Here is a 17,802-nt window from a genome sequence, read left to right on the forward strand (position 1 = left end):
AAGTATGTTAGAGCGCAGGGTCTAAAGGAGAAAACCAAAGTCGGTTTAGCCAATGGCTTGGCAGCTTTTGAAGAGGCAGACCAAGTGTCTGTCATTACCATTGCTGGTATGGGTGGTCGTTTGATTGCTAGGATTTTAGAAGAAGGCTTGGACAAGTTAGCTAATGTAGAACGATTGATCCTCCAGCCTAATAATCGTGAAGACGACTTGCGTATCTGGCTACAAGAGAATGGGTTTCAGATTGTAGCTGAAAGCATCTTAGAAGAAGCTGGCAAGTTTTACGAGATTTTGGTGGTGGAAGCAGGACAAATGAAGCTATCAGCCAGCGATGTCCGCTTTGGACCTTTCTTGTGCAAAGAGGTCAGTCCAGTCTTTGTCCAAAAATGGCAAAAAGAAGCTGTTAAGCTAGAGTTTGCCCTCGGACAAATCCCAGAAAAAAATCTGGAGGAACGTCAAGTTCTAGTAGATAAAATTCAAGCCATCAAGGAGGTTCTCCATGCTAGCAAGTGAAGTGATTAACGCGTATGAAGCTTTTTGCCCTCAGGAGTTTTCCATGGAGGGAGACAGTCGTGGCCTGCAAATTGGAACTTTGGACAAGGATATCCAAAGTGTCATGGTTGCTCTGGATATTCGTGAAGAAACGGTGGCTGAAGCCATTGAAAAGGGTGTGGACTTGATTATTGTTAAGCACGCGCCGATTTTCCGTCCCATCAAGGATTTGGTAGCTAGCCGTCCACAAAATCAGATTTATATAGACCTGATTAAGCATGACATTGCAGTTTATGTCAGCCATACCAATATTGACATCGTTGAAAATGGTCTCAATGATTGGTTCTGTCAGATGCTAGGTATCGAGGAAACTATCTATCTGCAGGAAACTGGCCCTGAACGTGGAATTGGACGTATTGGGAATGTTCAGCCTCAGACATTTGGGGAATTGGCCCAACATGTCAAGCAAGTCTTTGGTTTAGATAGCCTTCGAATGGTACATTATCAAGAGAGTGATTTGCAGAAGTCTATTTCAAAAGTGGCCATCTGTGGTGGAAGCGGGCAGTCTTTCTATAAGGATGCTTTAGCTAAAGGAGCGGATGTCTATATCACTGGTGATATTTACTACCACACTGCCCAGGATATGTTGTCTGATGGCTTGCTAGCCTTGGACCCAGGTCACTATATTGAAGTGCTTTTTGTGGAAAAAATCGCAGCATTCCTTAGTCAATGGAAAGAGGAAAAAGACTGGGATATTGATATTTTTCCTAGTCAAGCATCGACCAATCCTTTCCACCATATCTAGTTAGAAAGTGAAAACAATGAAAAAAGTTGCCATTATTGGAGCAGGAATTGTGGGAGCAACAGCTGCCTACTACCTCTCTAAAGAAAGTGACCTAGAAGTAACCGTCTTTGACCATGGACAAGGTCAGGCTACCAAGGCCGCAGCGGGAATTATCAGTCCTTGGTTTTCCAAACGTCGCAATAAAGCCTGGTACAAAATGGCGCGCTTGGGGGCTGACTTTTATGTGGATTTGTTGGCTGATTTAGTGAAGTCAGGGAAAGAAATTGACTTTTACCAGCGTTCGGGAGTCTTTCTCCTGAAAAAGGATAAAACTAAGTTGGAAGAACTCTATCAACTAGCCCTCCAGCGTAGAGAAGAATCTCCTTTGATAGGCCGGTTAGCCATTCTGGACCAAGCATCAGCTAACGAATTATTCCCTGGTTTGCAGGGATTTGACCGTCTGCTCTATGCTTCTGGTGGAGCGAGAGTAGATGGTCAACTCTTGGTGACTCGTTTGCTAGAAGCCAGTCAGGTCAAGCTGGTCAAAGAAAAAGTGAGTCTGACACCTTTAACATCGGGTTACCAGATTGACGAAGAGGTGTTTGATCAGGTTATTTTGGCGACGGGAGCTTGGTTGGGACATCTGTTAGAGCCTTTAGGTTATGAAGTAGATGTTCGTCCCCAAAAGGGGCAACTCCGAGATTATCAGCTGGCCCAAGACATGGAAGCTTACCCTGTTGTTATGCCAGAAGGGGAGTGGGATTTGATTCCTTTTGCAGGTGGGAAATTGTCCTTAGGTGCTACTCATGAAAATGACATGGGATTTGATTTGACGGTAGATGAAACTTTACTCCAGAAAATGGAGGAGGCAGCCTTGCCTCACTACCCAACCTTGGCAGAAGCGAAATCATCTGGTGAACGTGTGGGAATCCGTGCCTATACCAGTGATTTCTCTCCTTTCTTTGGAGAGGTTCCAGAATTGTCAGGTGTCTATTCAGCCAGTGGACTAGGTTCATCAGGCCTCACAACGGGTCCTATCATTGGCTACCATCTAGCTCAACTGATTCAAGGCAAGGAGTTGACCTTGGACCCTCTAAACTACCCAATTGAAAACTATGTCAAACGGGTAAAAAGCGAATAAGAATTTTACTGAAATTTTAGCCTCCTCTCTAGGATGGCAAATGACATTCCCTATCAAAAATGGTAAAATAAGAAAAAATAATCCGAGAATCGAGGAAAAAAGATGCAAGAAAAGATTTTGGTAACGGGTGGAGCAGGTTTTATCGGAACCCACACTGTTATTGAGTTAATCCAAGCAGGTCATCAAGTTGTTGTGGTGGATAACCTTGTTAATAGTAACAGAAAAAGTTTAGAAGTTGTTGAAAGAATTACAGGAGTTGAAATTCCTTTCTATGAGGCAGATATCCGTGATACAGATACTCTTCGTGACATTTTCAAGCAAGAAGAACCAACAGGTGTCATTCACTTTGCTGGCTTGAAGGCTGTCGGTGAATCTACCCGTATTCCTCTTGCCTACTATGACAACAATATCGCTGGAACTGTTAGCCTTTTGAAGGTCATGGAAGAAAACAACTGTAAAAACATTATTTTCAGTTCTTCTGCGACAGTTTACGGGGATCCGCACACCGTGCCCATCTTGGAAGATTTCCCACTTTCAGTGACCAATCCATACGGTCGTACCAAACTTATGCTAGAGGAAATTTTGACGGATATCTACAAGGCAGACTCAGAATGGAACGTTGTCTTGCTTCGTTATTTCAACCCAATCGGAGCTCATGAAAGTGGAGACCTAGGAGAAAATCCAAACGGTATTCCAAACAATCTCTTGCCATATGTGACTCAAGTAGCCGTTGGGAAATTAGAGCAAGTGCAAGTGTTTGGAGACGACTACGATACGGAAGATGGAACTGGTGTTCGTGACTATATCCACGTTGTCGATTTGGCTAAAGGTCACGTTGCAGCTCTACAAAAAATCCAAAAAGGTTCAGGTCTAAACGTGTATAACCTTGGAACAGGTAAAGGTTATTCTGTTCTTGAAATTATTCAAAACATGGAAAAAGCAGTGGGACGTCCAATTCCTTACCGCATTGTAGACCGTCGCCCAGGTGATATCGCAGCCTGCTATTCAGATCCTGCAAAAGCCAAAGCAGAACTCGGTTGGGAAGCAGAATTAGACATCACCCAAATGTGTGAAGACGCATGGCGTTGGCAAAGCAAGCATCCAAATGGATTTGAAGACTAAGATGGTGATGTCAATCATTGTCCCCTGTTTAAACGAAGAGGAAGTACTTCCTCTTTTTTATCAGGCTTTGGAAGCTTTACTTCCAGATTTGGGAACAGAAATCGAGTATGTCTTTGTCGATGATGGATCAAGTGATGGGACCTTGGAACTCTTAAAGACCTATCGGGAGCAAAATCCAGCAGTGCATTATATTTCTTTCTCGCGAAATTTTGGCAAAGAAGCAGCTCTGTATGCAGGCTTGCAGTATGCGACAGGAGATCTAGTGGTGGTGATGGATGCAGATCTCCAGGATCCTCCTAGTATGTTGCTAGAGATGAAAAATTTACTAGACCAGAATGCAGACTTAGACTGTGTTGGGACACGTAGAATTAGTCGAGAGGGGGAACCCTTCTTTCGCAGTGTTTGTGCTAATCTATTTTACGGCTTCATGAAAAAAATTAGTCCAGTAGCCCTGCCGTCAGGTGTCCGTGATTTTCGCATGATGAGAAGATCTGTAGTCGATGCTATTTTAAGCCTGACCGAGTCCAATCGTTTTTCTAAAGGACTTTTTGCCTGGGTCGGTTTTAAAACCTATTATCTGGACTATCCAAATGTCGAAAGACAGGCTGGCAAGACCAGTTGGAGTTTTAGGCAACTCTTTTTCTACTCCATTGAAGGGATTGTTAACTTTTCAGATTTTCCCTTGATTATCGCCTTTGTGGCAGGTCTCCTATCTTGTTTGATTTCTCTACTAATGACCTTTTTTGTCGTGGTTCGGACCCTCATTTTGGGCAATCCGACATCAGGTTGGACCTCTCTGATGGCTGTTATTCTCTTCCTTGGTGGGATTCAACTCTTGACCATTGGGATTCTCGGCAAGTATATCAGTAAGATTTATATAGAGACTAAAAAAAGACCACTTTATCTCGTCAAAGAAAAAAGTGACCTTCCTGATTTTACAGAAAAAAATAAAGAGAAAAGACTATAATTTTGCATGGAAATATGCTAAACTAGAAGGAGTGGAACGTTCTTATCGGTATTAGAGTTAATCTTTAATCAAGGCACGTGTCGGACAGTTTCTAACAGCTTCTACGACGTCCTGACTAGGAGAGATTTCTTTTTCTAGTTGATCAGGATCATCGTAAAAGCGCACGATTCCATTATCGTGGTAATCAAATAAATCAGAATAAGTTTGGCAAAGCCCACAGGCGATGCAGCGTTCAGGTATAAGTGTGATTTTCATATTTATATTGTAATAAGAAAAGTAAAAAAAAACAAGGAGTAAGGTATGGCAAAAGAACCGTGGCAAGAAGATATTTATGAGAATCAGGAAGAACAGACAAGAACGGAACGACGTCAACGTAATCAAAAAGGTACAGGTATTGTTGCAAATCGTGTCTTGACGATTCTAGCTAGTCTCTTTTTCGTGATTGTTGTAGTAATGATAATAGTATTGATTTACCTTTCAAGTGGAGGGAGTAATCGTACAGCAGCCTTGAAAGATTTTTATGATTCATCTGCCCCTGTTTCAACCTCTGTAACAGAAGAATCTGCATCTTCATCTAGCAAGACTGAAGAAGCAACTTCTACAGAGAGCTCATCTAGTGAAAGTCATTCTGAAGAGCATACTGATAGTGAAGGGACAATTACAGTTCAGGCTGGAGAAGGAGAAGCAACCATTGCCGCTCGTGCAGGAATCTCGATTGCTCAGCTAGAGGCCTTGAATCCTGGGCATATGGCTACAGGGTCTTGGTTTGCTAATCCAGGTGATGTTATCAAAATCAAATAGGAGTTGATATGAAAACAATTCAAATTGCTATTGACGGTCCTGCTTCAAGTGGTAAGAGTACAGTCGCAAAGATTATTGCTAAGGATTTTGGTTATACCTATCTCGATACAGGTGCTATGTATCGTGCTGCAACATACATGGCTCTCAAGAACCAATTAGGAGTTGAAGAAGTTGGAGCACTTCTAGACTTATTGGACCAGCATCCAATCAGTTTTGGACGTTCAGAAACTGGGGAGCAGCTTGTTTTTGTAGGAGATGTGGATATTACTCATCCTATCCGTGAAAATCAAGTGACCAATCATGTTTCTGCTATTGCAGCAATTCCTGAAGTACGTGAGAAACTAGTTTCTCTCCAACAAGAGATTGCCCAGCAAGGTGGGATTGTCATGGATGGTCGCGATATTGGGACTGTTGTATTGCCACAAGCAGAATTGAAAATTTTCTTAGTAGCTTCTGTTGATGAAAGAGCAGAGCGCCGTTACAAGGAAAATATTGCCAAGGGAATTGAGACAGACCTTGAAACCCTAAAAGAGGAAATTGCTGCGCGTGACTACAAGGATAGTCATCGTGAGACTTCGCCTCTCAAACAAGCAGAGGATGCAGTTTACCTTGATACAACTGGTTTGAACATTCAAGAAGTAGTTGAAAAAATTGAATCAGAAGCAAAAGAACGCATGTCATAGGGACAGGAGAAGCAGGCTAAAGCTAGCCTGCTTCTTTTCTATCAAACTGAACGCATTCCAAACCAGTCTTTTTTTGAGTTTTTTGATAAAATAGTACTATCAGTGAAAAGGATGGAAGCATGACTAAGAAAATCGTAGCTATTTGGGCCCAGGATGAAGAGGGTGTGATTGGTAAGGACAATCGTCTGCCTTGGCATTTGCCAGCAGAATTGCAACACTTTAAAGAAACAACTCTGAATCATGCCATCTTGATGGGGCGTGTGACCTTTGATGGAATGGGGCGTCGCTTGCTTCCCAAACGGGAGACCTTGATTTTGACTCGTAACCCAGAAGAAAAGATAGACGGGGTTGCTACTTTTTATGATGTTCAGTCTGTCTTGGACTGGTATCAGGCTCAAGATAAGAATCTTTATATTTTAGGTGGAAAGCAAATTTTTCAAGCTTTTGAACCCTACCTTGACGAAGTGATTGTGACTCACATTCATGCTCGGGTGGAAGGAGATACCTATTTCCCTGAAGAATTTGACTTGTCTCTTTTTGAGACAGTTTCAAGCAAATTCTATAGCAAAGATGAGAAAAATCCTTATGATTTTACCATCCAATACCGCAAGAGAAAGGAAGTCTAATGGAACGTAGTATATTTGGTTTTTTCACAGCCATGCTGTGTTTGGTCTGCTTGCTTGCAGGGGCACAGGCTTTTCGTAAAAAGCGCTATGGACTTTCTGTCCTGCTCTGGTTAAATGCATTTACCAATTTGGTCAATAGTATCCATGCTTTTTACATGACCTTATTTTAGATAGAATGACAGTATAGAATAGAACGGAAGGAAATCATGCCTACAACTAGGAATAATGATATGATGGTTTATTGCTCATTTTGTGGCAAAAGCCAAGAAGAAGTACAAAAAATAATCGCTGGGAACAACGCCTTTATCTGTAATGAATGTGTGGAGTTGGCTCAGGAAATCATTCGAGAGGAGTTGGCGGAAGAAGTCTTGGCAGACTTGTCTGAAGTTCCAAAACCAATCGAACTCCTCCATATCTTGAACCACTATGTAATCGGTCAAGATCGTGCCAAACGTGCTTTAGCAGTAGCAGTATACAACCACTACAAACGCATCAATTTCCACGATACGCGTGAAGAGTCAGAAGATGTGGATTTGCAGAAGTCAAACATCTTGATGATTGGCCCAACTGGTTCGGGGAAAACTTTCCTTGCTCAGACCTTGGCTAAGAGCTTGAATGTACCTTTTGCGATCGCAGATGCGACAGCTCTGACGGAAGCTGGTTATGTAGGTGAGGACGTGGAAAATATCCTCCTCAAACTCCTGCAGGCTGCTGACTTTAACATTGAACGTGCAGAACGTGGGATTATCTATGTGGATGAAATTGACAAGATTGCCAAGAAGAGCGAAAACGTATCAATCACACGTGATGTTTCTGGTGAAGGGGTGCAACAAGCCCTTCTCAAGATTATCGAAGGAACTGTTGCTAGCGTGCCACCTCAAGGTGGTCGCAAGCATCCACAACAAGAGATGATTCAGGTGGATACAAAAAATATCCTCTTCATCGTGGGTGGTGCCTTTGATGGCATTGAAGAAATCGTTAAACAACGTCTGGGTGAAAAAGTCATTGGATTTGGTCAAAATAACAAGGCAATTGACGAAAATAGCTCATACATGCAAGAAATCATCGCAGAAGATATTCAAAAATTTGGTATTATCCCTGAGTTGATTGGACGCTTGCCTGTCTTTGCAGCTCTTGAACAATTGACGGTCGATGATTTGGTTCGCATCCTGAAAGAGCCAAGAAATGCCTTGGTCAAACAATACCAAACCTTGTTATCTTATGATGATGTCGAGTTGGAATTTGACGACGAAGCCCTTCAAGAGATTGCTAATAAGGCTATCGAACGGAAGACAGGGGCGCGTGGTCTTCGCTCCATCATCGAAGAAACTATGCTGGATGTTATGTTTGAAGTACCGAGTCAGGAAAATGTGAAATTGGTCCGCATCACAAAAGAAGCTGTCGATGGAACGGATAAACCAATCCTAGAAACAGCCTAGAGGTGACTATGGAACTTAATACACACAATGCAGAAATTTTGCTCAGTGCGGCCAATAAGTCCCACTATCCGCAGGATGAACTGCCAGAAATCGCTCTTGCAGGGCGTTCAAATGTTGGCAAGTCTAGCTTTATCAACACCATGCTGAACCGCAAGAATCTAGCCCGAACATCAGGTAAACCTGGTAAAACCCAGCTCCTGAACTTCTTTAACATTGATGACAAGATGCGCTTTGTGGATGTGCCTGGTTATGGTTATGCCCGCGTTTCCAAAAAGGAACGTGAAAAGTGGGGGCGTATGATTGAGGAGTATCTGACAACTCGGGAAAATCTCCGTGCGGTTGTCAGTCTAGTTGACCTTCGTCATGATCCGTCAGCAGATGATGTGCAGATGTACGAATTTCTCAAGTATTATGAGATTCCAGTCATCATTGTGGCAACCAAGGCGGACAAGATTCCTCGTGGTAAATGGAATAAGCATGAATCAGCAATCAAAAAGAAATTAAACTTTGACCCAAGTGACGACTTCATCCTCTTTTCATCTGTCAGCAAGGCAGGGATGGATCAAGCTTGGGATGCAATCTTAGAAAAATTGTGAGGAAAAGAAAATGGCAAAAACAATTCATACAGATAAGGCCCCAAAGGCTATCGGACCATATATTCAAGGAAAAATCGTTGGCAATCTTTTGTTTGCTAGTGGTCAAGTTCCCCTATCTCCTGAAACTGGGGAAATCGTTGGAGAAACGATTCAAGAACAGACAGAACAAGTCTTGAAAAACATCGGTGCTATTTTGGCAGAAGCAGGAACTGACTTTGACCATGTTGTCAAAACAACTTGCTTCTTGAGCGATATGAACGACTTTGTTCCTTTTAACGAGGTTTACCAAACGGCCTTTAAAGAGGAATTTCCAGCTCGTTCAGCTGTGGAGGTAGCTCGTCTTCCTCGTGATGTAAAAGTCGAAATCGAAGTCATCGCAGAGATTGGATAAGCTAGTTGAAGTTTGGTTCTGCCAAACTTCTTTTGATATAAGGAGAAACAGATGACAAAGAAACAACTTCACTTGGTGATTGTGACAGGGATGAGTGGTGCTGGGAAAACTGTAGCCATTCAGTCCTTCGAGGATTTGGGATATTTCGCTATTGATAATATGCCGCCAGCTCTCTTACCTAAGTTTTTGCAGTTGGTGGAAACAAAAGAAGACGACCATAAGTTGGCCTTGGTAGTGGATATGCGTAGCCGTTCTTTCTTCTCAGAGATTCAAACTGTTTTGGATGAGTTGGAAAATAAGGAAGAACTGGACTTTAAAATTCTCTTTTTGGATGCAGCTGATAAGGAATTGGTCGCGCGTTACAAGGAAACCAGACGGAGTCACCCTCTAGCAGCGGATGGTCGGATTTTGGATGGAATCAAGCTGGAACGTGAACTCTTGGCACCTTTGAAAAATATGAGCCAAAATGTGGTGGATACGACTGAACTCACTCCCCGTGAGCTACGTAAAACCATTGCAGAGCAGTTTTCAGACCAAGAACAAGCCCAGTCTTTCCGTATTGAAGTCATGTCTTTTGGCTTCAAGTATGGTATCCCAATTGATGCGGACTTGGTCTTTGATGTCCGATTCTTGCCAAATCCCTACTATCTACCAGAACTGCGTAATCAAACTGGTGTGGATGAACCAGTTTATGACTATGTCATGAATCATCCTGAGTCAGAAGATTTTTATCAGCATTTGTTGGCCTTGATTGAGCCGATTTTGCCAAGTTACCAAAAGGAAGGGAAGTCGGTTTTGACCATCGCCATGGGTTGTACGGGTGGTCAACACCGTAGTGTGGCTTTTGCTAAACGCTTGGCGCAAGACTTATCTAAGAATTGGCCTGTCAATGAAGGGCATCGCGACAAAGACCGAAGAAAGGAAACGGTAAACCGTTCATGAGAAAACCAAAGATAACGGTGATTGGTGGAGGGACTGGGATCCCTGTCATTCTTAAAAGTCTGCGTGAAAAAGATGTGGAAATTGCTGCTATCGTAACGGTAGCAGATGACGGTGGTTCATCAGGTGAACTTCGAAAAAATATGCAACAATTGACACCGCCAGGTGATCTTCGTAATGTCCTGGTGGCCATGTCGGATATGCCTAAGTTTTATGAGAAAGTCTTTCAGTATCGTTTTTCTGAAGATGCTGGAGCCTTTGCTGGACATCCGCTGGGAAATCTCATTATCGCTGGCCTGTCAGAAATGCAGGGTTCGACCTATAATGCCATGCAGTTGTTGAGCAAATTTTTCCATACAACAGGGAAGATTTATCCTTCCAGTGACCATCCCTTGACCCTTCATGCAGTCTTTCAGGATGGTACAGAAGTGGCTGGAGAGAGCCATATTGCAGACCATCCAGGCATGATTGACCATGTCTATGTGACCAATACCCTCAACGATGATACGCCTCTGGCTAGCCGTCGAGTAGTGCAGACCATTCTTGAAAGTGACATGATTGTCCTCGGACCTGGTTCCCTCTTTACCTCGATTTTGCCCAATATCGTGATTAAGGAAATTGGGAAGGCTCTTTTGGAAACTAAGGCAGAAATCGCCTATGTCTGCAATATTATGACCCAACGTGGGGAGACGGAACACTTTACAGATAGTGACCACGTGGAGGTCCTGCATCGTCACCTTGGTCGCCCTTTTATCGATACTGTTTTGGTGAATATCGAAAAAGTGCCTCAGGAATACATGAATTCCAACCGTTTTGATGAATACTTGGTGCAGGTGGAACATGATTTTGCTGGTCTTTGTAAGCAAGTTCCGCGTGTGATTTCATCCAACTTCCTTCGTCTGGAAAATGGGGGTGCCTTCCACGATGGAGATTTGATTGTGGATGAATTGATGCGGATTATACAGGTGAGAAAATGAGTTTCACAGTAGCAGTAAAAGAAGAAATCCTAGGTCAGCACCATCTGAGTCGGCATGAATTATCTGCCATTATCAAGATGTCTGGAAGTATCGGTCTCTCGACTTCGGGTCTGACCTTGTCTGTCGTGACAGAAAATGCCAAACTGGCCCGTCACCTTTATGAGTCCTTCCTCCATTTCTATGAAATCAAATCGGAAATTCGCCATCACCAAAGGAGCAATCTCCGGAAGAATCGAGTATATACCGTTTTTACAGATGAAAAGGTGCAGGACTTATTGAGTGATTTGCACTTGGCAGACTCCTTTTTTGGTCTGGAAACAGGTATTGATGAGGCGATTTTATCGGATGAGGAAGCAGGTCGTGCCTATCTCTGTGGTGCTTTCTTGGCAAATGGAAGCATTCGTGACCCTGAGTCAGGCAAGTATCAGTTGGAAATCAGTTCTGTTTATCTGGACCACGCGCAAGGGATTGCCTCTCTTCTCCAGCAATTTTTACTGGATGCTAAGGTGCTTGAGCGCAAGAAGGGGGCTGTGACCTATCTCCAGCGAGCTGAAGATATTATGGATTTCTTGATAGTAATCGGAGCCATGCAGGCGCGAGATGATTTTGAGCGGGTTAAGATTTTGCGAGAAACCCGTAATGACCTCAATAGGGCCAATAATGCAGAAACAGCCAATATTGCTCGGACAGTTTCTGCCAGCATGAAGACTATCAACAATATCAGTAAAATCAAAGATATCATGGGCTTAGAAAACCTGCCAGTGGATTTGCAGGAGGTAGCGCAATTGCGGATTCAGCACCCAGACTACTCTATCCAGCAGTTAGCAGATAGTCTCAGCACTCCCCTTACAAAAAGTGGTGTCAACCACAGACTCAGAAAAATCAATAAGATAGCCGATGAACTATAAAACCACGAATCGTAGGACTCGTGGTTATTTTTTATAAACTAGTAGAGTGTTTTGGTTGTACTTTTTGCTCAGGGTCGATGTAGTTGATAGCATTGTTGACAGCAGTTGGAGCTTCGCCCAGTCCTGTCGCAATCAAATCAATTTTTCCGTCATAGTAGCAGCAGTCACCGATAGCATAGATACCTGCTTGACTGGATTCCTGTTTGCTGTTGACGATAATCTTGTGACGGTTGAGGTCCAGACCCCAGTTTTTAAGGTTACCGACAGAAGATTTGAAACCATAGTTGACAAAGAGGTGGTCTAGGTCAATAGTTTCTGTTTCATCAGATTTGACTTTTGTGATTTCAAGTTTATCGAGTGTTTTTCCATCTCCAAGGAGTTGGCTAGGGACGAATGGTGTCTTGATGATCACAGAAGATTCCTGCAAAGCTTGGACACTGTGTTCCAAGGCGCGGAAATTATCTCTGCGGTGAACAAGGGTAGTTGGTGCAATTTTTTCAAAAGCCAAAGCCCAATCCACAGCCGAGTCTCCTCCACCAAGAATCGTCACTTTCTTACCAGCATATTGCTGGATGTTGGAAACGTGGTAGTGGATATTTTCATAGTCTTCAACGCCTTCTAGTTCCAGAGGACGTGGTTTGAAGGCACCGCCCCCCATAGCGATGATAACAGTTTTAGACAGGTGACTTCCTTTAGAAGTTGTAATTACAAAGCCTTCTTCTTGTTTTTCAATCTCAAGAACCGTTTCATTGAGATGAATAGGGGTATCAAAGCCGTTTAACTGTTCAATCAAGCGGTTGGTCAACTCTTCTCCAGTTAGGTTTGGGAAACCTGGTACGTCTAGGATTTCCTTTTCAGGGTAGAGAATAGCAGGTTGTCCACCTAGTTGGGGAAGAGAGTCGATGATTTGGACCTTGGCTTGGCGTAGGTGGGCATAGAAGGCCGCAAAAAGCCCGACAGGACCACCACCTACAATGGTAATATCATAGAGTTGAGACATGGTTTCTCCTTTGTTTTTTCTGGTCAGTTTATTTTATCATATTTTTCCTTAATTTAAAATGAAGTAGGATAGGGAAAAAAATGTCAGAAAAATGGTATAATAGAAAGGAACGTGTTTGGACAGAGAGGAGACAGCAGATGAACTTTCAACAATTATCCAACCTGCAATATTGGACTAGCTTGTTTTCTAGTCCTTGGAGTATTGCCATCAATGTGTTTGATATTTTGATTGTGGCCTATATTTTATATCGTTTTACAAAAGCGATAGCTGGCACCAAGATTATGATTTTGGTGCGTGGGGTCGTGATTTTTGTATTAACCCAGGTTGTGGCCAATATCCTTGGTTTAACAACGATTTCTTGGTTGATTAATCAGATTATCACCTATGGGGTTATTGCTGCGGTTGTTATCTTCTCCCCAGAGATTCGGACTGGTTTGGAACGATTGGGAAGGGCGACAGATTTCTTTTCTACTGCTCAAATTAGTGCAGAAGAGAAAATGATCCGTGCCTTTGTTAAGTCAGTTGAATACATGAGTCCCCGTAAGATTGGTGCTTTGGTTGCCATTCAACGGGTTCGGACCTTACAAGAATACATCGCGACAGGAATTCCCTTGGATGCCAATATTTCAGCTGAACTCCTTATTAATATCTTTATCCCCAACACTCCTCTACATGACGGTGCTGTGATTATCAGAGAAAATCGGATTGCGGTAACTTCTGCCTATCTGCCCTTGACAGAAAGCACAGGAATTTCCAAGGAATTTGGGACCAGACACCGGGCGGCTATCGGCTTATCAGAAGTGTCCGATGCCTTGACCTTTATCGTCTCAGAGGAAACAGGTGGCATTTCTATTACCTATAACGGTGTTTTCAAGCATGACTTGACGATTGAAGAATTTGAAGCAGAGCTACGAGCAATTCTTTTGCCAGCCGTTGAGGAAAAAGTCAGTTTCAAGGACCGTTTGTTAGGAGGTTGGAAATATGAGAAAAAATAGTCTATACATCATTTCATCTCTCTTTTTTGCTTGTATCTTATTCATCTATGCAACGTCAACCAACTTTCAAAATAGTAATACCGCAAGGCAGGTTAAATCAGAAACTTACACCAATACGATAACGAACGTTCCTATCGTTATTCACTATGATGATGACCAGTATTTCATTAGCGGATTTGCATCAGAAGTTTCAGTGGTATTAACCGGAGCCAATCGTGTGACCTTGGCCAGCGAAATGCAGGAGAGCACTCGTAAGTTTAAGGTAACTGCTGATTTGACGGATGCCAGTGTTGGAACGATTGAAGTTCCCTTGAATATTGAAAATCTTCCAAGTGGATTGACCGCTGTGGCAACGCCTCAAAAGATTACAGTGAAAGTTGGGAAGAAGGTTAAGCGAGATGGGATGCTTGTTGTGCCACAAGTTGACCAAAGCCAGATTGATCCCAAGTTACAAATTGATAGTATAACCGTGTCAAACGAACGAGTTTCGGTCACAACTGACCAGGAAACATTAGCTAAGATTGACAAAGTTATTGCGCTTTTACCAACCAGCGAACGCATAACAGGTAATTACAGTGGTTCAGTACCTTTGCAGGCAATCGACCGTAATGGTGTTGTCTTACCAGCGGTGATTACTCCATTTGATACGACAATGAAGGTCACTACAAAACCAGTAGCACCAAGTTCAAGCACATCAAATTCAACTACAAGCAGTTCGTCGGAGACATCTTCGTCAACGAAAGCAACTAGTTCAAAAACGAATTAAAAATAGGAAAAGGATTTTATAAAAATGGGTAAATATTTTGGGACTGATGGAGTCCGTGGAGAAGCTAACGTAGAATTAACGCCAGAATTGGCCTTTAAACTAGGACGTTTTGGAGGCTATGTTCTTAGCCAACATGAAACGGAAGCGCCGAAAGTTTTTGTAGGACGTGACACACGTATTTCTGGGGAATTGCTAGAATCTGCCTTGGTGGCAGGTCTCCTCTCTGTAGGAATTCACGTCTACAAACTTGGTGTCCTTGCAACACCAGCAGTAGCTTACTTGGTAAAAACTGAAGGGGCAAGTGCCGGTGTCATGATTTCTGCTAGTCACAACCCAGCCCTTGATAACGGAATTAAGTTCTTTGGTGGTGATGGTTTCAAACTAGATGATGAAAAAGAAGCAGAAATTGAAGCCCTGCTAGATGCTGCGGAAGATACTCTTCCTCGTCCAAGTGCTGAAGGCTTGGGAACCTTGGTAGATTATCCAGAAGGCTTGCGTAAGTATGAAGGATATCTTGTTTCAACTGGAACTCCTCTTGAAGGAATGAAGGTTGCCTTGGATACGGCCAATGGTGCAGCTTCTACAAGTGCCCGTCAAATCTTTGCAGATCTTGGCGCTCAATTAACGGTTATTGGGGAAACACCAGACGGTCTTAACATCAACCTTAATGTTGGTTCAACCCACCCAGAAGCCCTTCAAGAAGTGGTCAAAGAAAGCGGCTCAGCTATTGGTTTGGCCTTTGACGGAGACAGTGACCGCTTGATTGCTGTTGATGAAAATGGTGAGATCGTTGATGGTGACAAAATCATGTACATCATCGGGAAATACCTTTCTGAAAAAGGACAATTGGCTCAAAATACAATCGTGACAACCGTTATGTCTAACCTTGGTTTCCACAAGGCCTTGGACCGTGAAGGCATTAAGAAGGCAGTCACTGCAGTTGGCGACCGCTATGTTGTTGAAGAAATGAGAAAATCAGGCTACAACCTTGGTGGTGAACAGTCTGGTCACGTCATCTTGATGGATTACAATACCACAGGTGATGGTCAATTGTCGGCCGTCCAATTGACTAAAATTATGAAGAAAACTGGTAAGAGTTTGTCAGAGTTGGCAGCAGAAGTAACCATCTATCCACAAAAATTAGTCAATATCCGAGTGGAAAATGCCATGAAGGAAAAGGCTATGGAAGTGCCAGCTATTAAGGCTATCATCGAGAAGATGGAAGAAGAAATGGCAGGGAATGGCCGTATCCTTGTTCGCCCAAGTGGAACAGAGCCCCTCTTGCGTGTTATGGCAGAAGCGCCTACAACAGAAGAAGTGGACTACTATGTTGATACTATCGCAGACGTAGTTCGAGCTGAAATCGGGATTGACTAAATCCTAGAAAACTAGATGAAAATAAAAAATTATGGTACAATAGCTTATAATATTGTAGCCGAGGGAGAAAGACATGAATCTTAAACGTGAACAAGAATTTGTTAGTCAGTATCATTTTGATGCGCGTAATTTTGAATGGGAAAATGAAAATGGAACTCCTGAAACTAAGGTGGATGTGAACTTCCAATTACTCCAACATGACCAAGAAAATCAAGTGACATCTTTAGTGGTTGTCTTAAGTTTTATGATTGTCTTTGACAAATTTGTTATCAGTGGAACGATTTCCCAAGTTAACCATGTAGAAGGTCGTATTGTAAATGAACCAAGTGAGTTTAATCAAGAGGAAGTTGAAACTTTGGCTCGTCCATGTTTGAACATGCTCAACCGTTTGACTTACGAAGTAACTGAAATTGCATTAGACTTACCAGGCATCAATTTGGAGTTCTAATATGAAATTAGCTGTTATCACAGATTCCTCTGCCTATCTTAGTGCAGAGACCTTGCAAAGAGAAGATTTGTATGTCTTGGATATTCCTGTCAATATTGATGGTGAGGAGTATGTTGAAGGTGTTAATCTGACTGCTGAGGAATTTTACCAAAAAATGGCTCAGGCTTCTGAATTGCCTAAGACCAGTCAACCAAGTATTGCCAAGTTAGATGAGATTCTAACTTCGCTCAAAGAACAAGGCTATACCCATGCTTTAGGGCTTTTCCTATCTTCTGGAATTTCAGGTTTTTACCAAAATATCCAGTACATGGTCGATGATTATGAGGGCTTAATTATTGCTTTCCCAGACACTTTGATTACAAGTGCTCCTCTGGGGATCATGGTTGAAAATGTCTTTAACTGGAAAGACCAGGGCGATGATTTTGCCATCATTCAGGATAAGTTAGCTATACAAATTAGTCACACATCTGCTTTCATCATGGTGGATGACTTGGACCACTTGGTGAAAGGGGGACGCCTTTCAAATGGGGCTGCGATTTTGGGCAATCTGCTAAGCATTAAACCAATCCTCTATTTCAACGACCAAGGTGTGATTGAAGTGTACGAAAAAGTTCGTACTGAAAAGAAAGCAACCAAGCGTTTAATTGAGATTATCAAGGAAGCCACAGCTTCAGGCCAATACCGTATCATTGTCATTCACGGAAATGCTCCTGAAAAGGCTGAAGAATTGCGTCAGCACTTACTTGAATCTGGAGTGGGTACGGATATTTCACTTGCTACATTTGGTAGTGTTATTGGGACCCACCTAGGAGCAGGAAGTATTGCTCTAGGTTATATTCCAGTGATTTAGTTGACGCTTCTAGGCTAGTTAAGAAATCTTGTATCATAGCAATTGAACATGGACTATCTGCCTCATGAAAAAAGATGATTGTCTTGCCCTTCATGGAAAGTCAGCGACATTCCCTATTTTTCATGGGTAGCTAAGGTCCTTTGTATCTTGATAATTGAACACGCCTGGAACCCTATGTGAAAAAGATAGTTCTTCCAAGGAGTATTTACTCCTTGATCAGAACTCCTATTTTCACTTTGTGTTCTTACAGGCTTTGTATCTTAGACAGGAGTAGAGATGAGTATTCGAGTAATTATTGCTGGTTTTAAGGGAAAGATGGGCCAGGCTGCTTGTAAGATGGTCTTGGCTGATCCAGACTTGGACTTGGTAGCAGTTTTGGATCCTTTTGAGTCTGAGTCAGAATGGCAGGGAATTCCTGTTTTCAAGGATAAGGCTGATTTGGTCGATTTTGAAGCGGATGTTTGGGTAGACTTTACTACACCAGCTGTTGCCTATGAAAATAC

General features: G+C 42.7%; 22 protein-coding genes and 1 pseudogene. 21 read left to right on the plus strand and 2 right to left on the minus strand.

Annotated elements, in window-relative coordinates; translation table 11 throughout:
* From QZ565_RS03120 to QZ565_RS03140, 5 genes are all read left to right on the plus strand, one after another.
* A partial coding sequence (locus QZ565_RS03120; RefSeq protein ID WP_295525440.1) for a tRNA (adenine(22)-N(1))-methyltransferase TrmK occupies nt 1-510 on the plus strand: 510 nt, incomplete at its 5' end.
* Nucleotides 497-1,294 carry a Nif3-like dinuclear metal center hexameric protein gene (locus tag QZ565_RS03125; protein WP_295525444.1) on the plus strand — a complete coding sequence of 266 codons (798 nt, stop codon included), beginning with the start codon at nt 497-499 and terminating at the stop codon, nt 1,292-1,294. The genes QZ565_RS03120 and QZ565_RS03125, both read left to right, overlap by 14 nt.
* A gap of 16 nt (nt 1,295-1,310) precedes the next feature.
* Nucleotides 1,311-2,414, plus strand: coding sequence for an FAD-binding oxidoreductase (locus tag QZ565_RS03130; RefSeq protein WP_000754641.1), 1,104 nt, complete (start codon nt 1,311-1,313; stop codon nt 2,412-2,414).
* Nucleotides 2,415-2,516: 102 nt separating this feature from the next.
* Nucleotides 2,517-3,536: a UDP-glucose 4-epimerase GalE gene (galE, locus tag QZ565_RS03135; protein ID WP_295525450.1), complete on the plus strand. Its 1,020-nt coding sequence runs from the start codon at nt 2,517-2,519 to the stop codon at nt 3,534-3,536.
* A 1-nt stretch (nt 3,537) separates the two neighbouring features.
* Nucleotides 3,538-4,503, plus strand: a complete 966-nt coding sequence (locus QZ565_RS03140) for a glycosyltransferase family 2 protein (protein ID WP_295525453.1) — start codon at nt 3,538-3,540, stop codon at nt 4,501-4,503.
* 57 nt (nt 4,504-4,560) lie between these two features.
* On the opposite strand, the gene QZ565_RS03145 is transcribed toward QZ565_RS03140, so the two are convergent.
* Entirely contained in the window at nt 4,561-4,758 is a 198-nt protein-coding gene (locus QZ565_RS03145) for a ferredoxin (RefSeq protein ID WP_161683526.1), read from the minus strand.
* Nucleotides 4,759-4,803: 45 nt separating this feature from the next.
* On the opposite strand from QZ565_RS03145, the gene QZ565_RS03150 reads away from it, so the two are divergent.
* The 10 genes from QZ565_RS03150 to whiA all read left to right on the plus strand — a co-directional run bounded on the left by QZ565_RS03150 (nt 4,804) and on the right by whiA (nt 11,863).
* Entirely contained in the window at nt 4,804-5,304 is a 501-nt protein-coding gene (locus QZ565_RS03150) for an SAG1386/EF1546 family surface-associated protein (protein ID WP_049487134.1), read from the plus strand.
* Nucleotides 5,305-5,312: 8 nt separating this feature from the next.
* Complete coding sequence (gene cmk, locus QZ565_RS03155) at nt 5,313-5,987, plus strand: (d)CMP kinase (RefSeq protein WP_295525459.1); 675 nt, start codon at nt 5,313-5,315, stop codon at nt 5,985-5,987.
* 119 nt (nt 5,988-6,106) lie between these two features.
* Nucleotides 6,107-6,613, plus strand: a complete 507-nt coding sequence (locus QZ565_RS03160; protein ID WP_000162453.1) for a dihydrofolate reductase — start codon at nt 6,107-6,109, stop codon at nt 6,611-6,613.
* The gene (locus tag QZ565_RS03165) at nt 6,613-6,783 is read left to right on the plus strand and encodes a hypothetical protein (protein ID WP_000442260.1); all 171 of its coding nucleotides are present in this window, start codon (nt 6,613-6,615) and stop codon (nt 6,781-6,783) included. Before QZ565_RS03160 ends, QZ565_RS03165 begins: the two co-directional genes overlap by 1 nt.
* A 36-nt stretch (nt 6,784-6,819) precedes the next feature.
* On the plus strand, nt 6,820-8,052 hold the full coding sequence (gene clpX, locus QZ565_RS03170) for an ATP-dependent Clp protease ATP-binding subunit ClpX (protein WP_025169664.1): 1,233 nt from the start codon (nt 6,820-6,822) through the stop codon (nt 8,050-8,052).
* Between the two features lie 8 nt (nt 8,053-8,060).
* Nucleotides 8,061-8,648: a ribosome biogenesis GTP-binding protein YihA/YsxC gene (gene yihA, locus QZ565_RS03175; protein WP_020900580.1), complete on the plus strand. Its 588-nt coding sequence runs from the start codon at nt 8,061-8,063 to the stop codon at nt 8,646-8,648.
* A gap of 10 nt (nt 8,649-8,658) precedes the next feature.
* The gene (locus QZ565_RS03180; protein WP_295525466.1) at nt 8,659-9,039 is read left to right on the plus strand and encodes a RidA family protein; all 381 of its coding nucleotides are present in this window, start codon (nt 8,659-8,661) and stop codon (nt 9,037-9,039) included.
* 51 nt (nt 9,040-9,090) lie between these two features.
* Complete coding sequence (gene rapZ, locus QZ565_RS03185) at nt 9,091-9,981, plus strand: RNase adapter RapZ (protein ID WP_295525469.1); 891 nt, start codon at nt 9,091-9,093, stop codon at nt 9,979-9,981.
* Entirely contained in the window at nt 9,978-10,955 is a 978-nt protein-coding gene (locus tag QZ565_RS03190; protein WP_084886654.1) for a YvcK family protein, read from the plus strand. Before rapZ ends, QZ565_RS03190 begins: the two co-directional genes overlap by 4 nt.
* Nucleotides 10,952-11,863: a DNA-binding protein WhiA gene (whiA, locus tag QZ565_RS03195; protein ID WP_000011276.1), complete on the plus strand. Its 912-nt coding sequence runs from the start codon at nt 10,952-10,954 to the stop codon at nt 11,861-11,863. Before QZ565_RS03190 ends, whiA begins: the two co-directional genes overlap by 4 nt.
* A gap of 31 nt (nt 11,864-11,894) precedes the next feature.
* Here whiA and QZ565_RS03200 read toward each other — a convergent pair whose 3' ends face one another.
* A complete protein-coding gene (locus tag QZ565_RS03200; RefSeq protein WP_033681527.1) occupies nt 11,895-12,863 on the minus strand; it encodes an NAD(P)/FAD-dependent oxidoreductase in 969 nt (322 codons plus the stop codon).
* Between the two features lie 137 nt (nt 12,864-13,000).
* Between QZ565_RS03200 and cdaA the strand changes: the two genes are divergently transcribed.
* The 6 genes and pseudogenes from cdaA to QZ565_RS03230 all read left to right on the plus strand — a co-directional run.
* The gene (cdaA, locus tag QZ565_RS03205; RefSeq protein ID WP_033681528.1) at nt 13,001-13,858 is read left to right on the plus strand and encodes a diadenylate cyclase CdaA; all 858 of its coding nucleotides are present in this window, start codon (nt 13,001-13,003) and stop codon (nt 13,856-13,858) included.
* Nucleotides 13,845-14,624 carry a CdaR family protein gene (locus tag QZ565_RS03210; protein WP_042750804.1) on the plus strand — a complete coding sequence of 260 codons (780 nt, stop codon included), beginning with the start codon at nt 13,845-13,847 and terminating at the stop codon, nt 14,622-14,624. The genes cdaA and QZ565_RS03210 overlap by 14 nt, the downstream gene beginning before the upstream one ends.
* Before the next feature lie 24 nt (nt 14,625-14,648).
* Nucleotides 14,649-16,001: a phosphoglucosamine mutase gene (glmM, locus tag QZ565_RS03215; RefSeq protein ID WP_295525513.1), complete on the plus strand. Its 1,353-nt coding sequence runs from the start codon at nt 14,649-14,651 to the stop codon at nt 15,999-16,001.
* Nucleotides 16,002-16,074: 73 nt separating this feature from the next.
* Nucleotides 16,075-16,449 (plus strand): DUF1149 family protein, encoded by a 375-nt coding sequence (locus QZ565_RS03220; protein WP_136937592.1) that lies wholly within the window; start codon nt 16,075-16,077, stop codon nt 16,447-16,449.
* A 1-nt stretch (nt 16,450) separates the two neighbouring features.
* Nucleotides 16,451-17,299, plus strand: a complete 849-nt coding sequence (locus QZ565_RS03225; RefSeq protein WP_295525518.1) for a DegV family protein — start codon at nt 16,451-16,453, stop codon at nt 17,297-17,299.
* 276 nt (nt 17,300-17,575) lie between these two features.
* Nucleotides 17,576-17,802: pseudogene (locus tag QZ565_RS03230) on the plus strand (4-hydroxy-tetrahydrodipicolinate reductase); the annotation flags it as partial.

Origin of the sequence: uncultured Streptococcus sp., assembly GCF_915066115.1 — a bacterium.
GTDB lineage: Bacteria > Bacillota > Bacilli > Lactobacillales > Streptococcaceae > Streptococcus.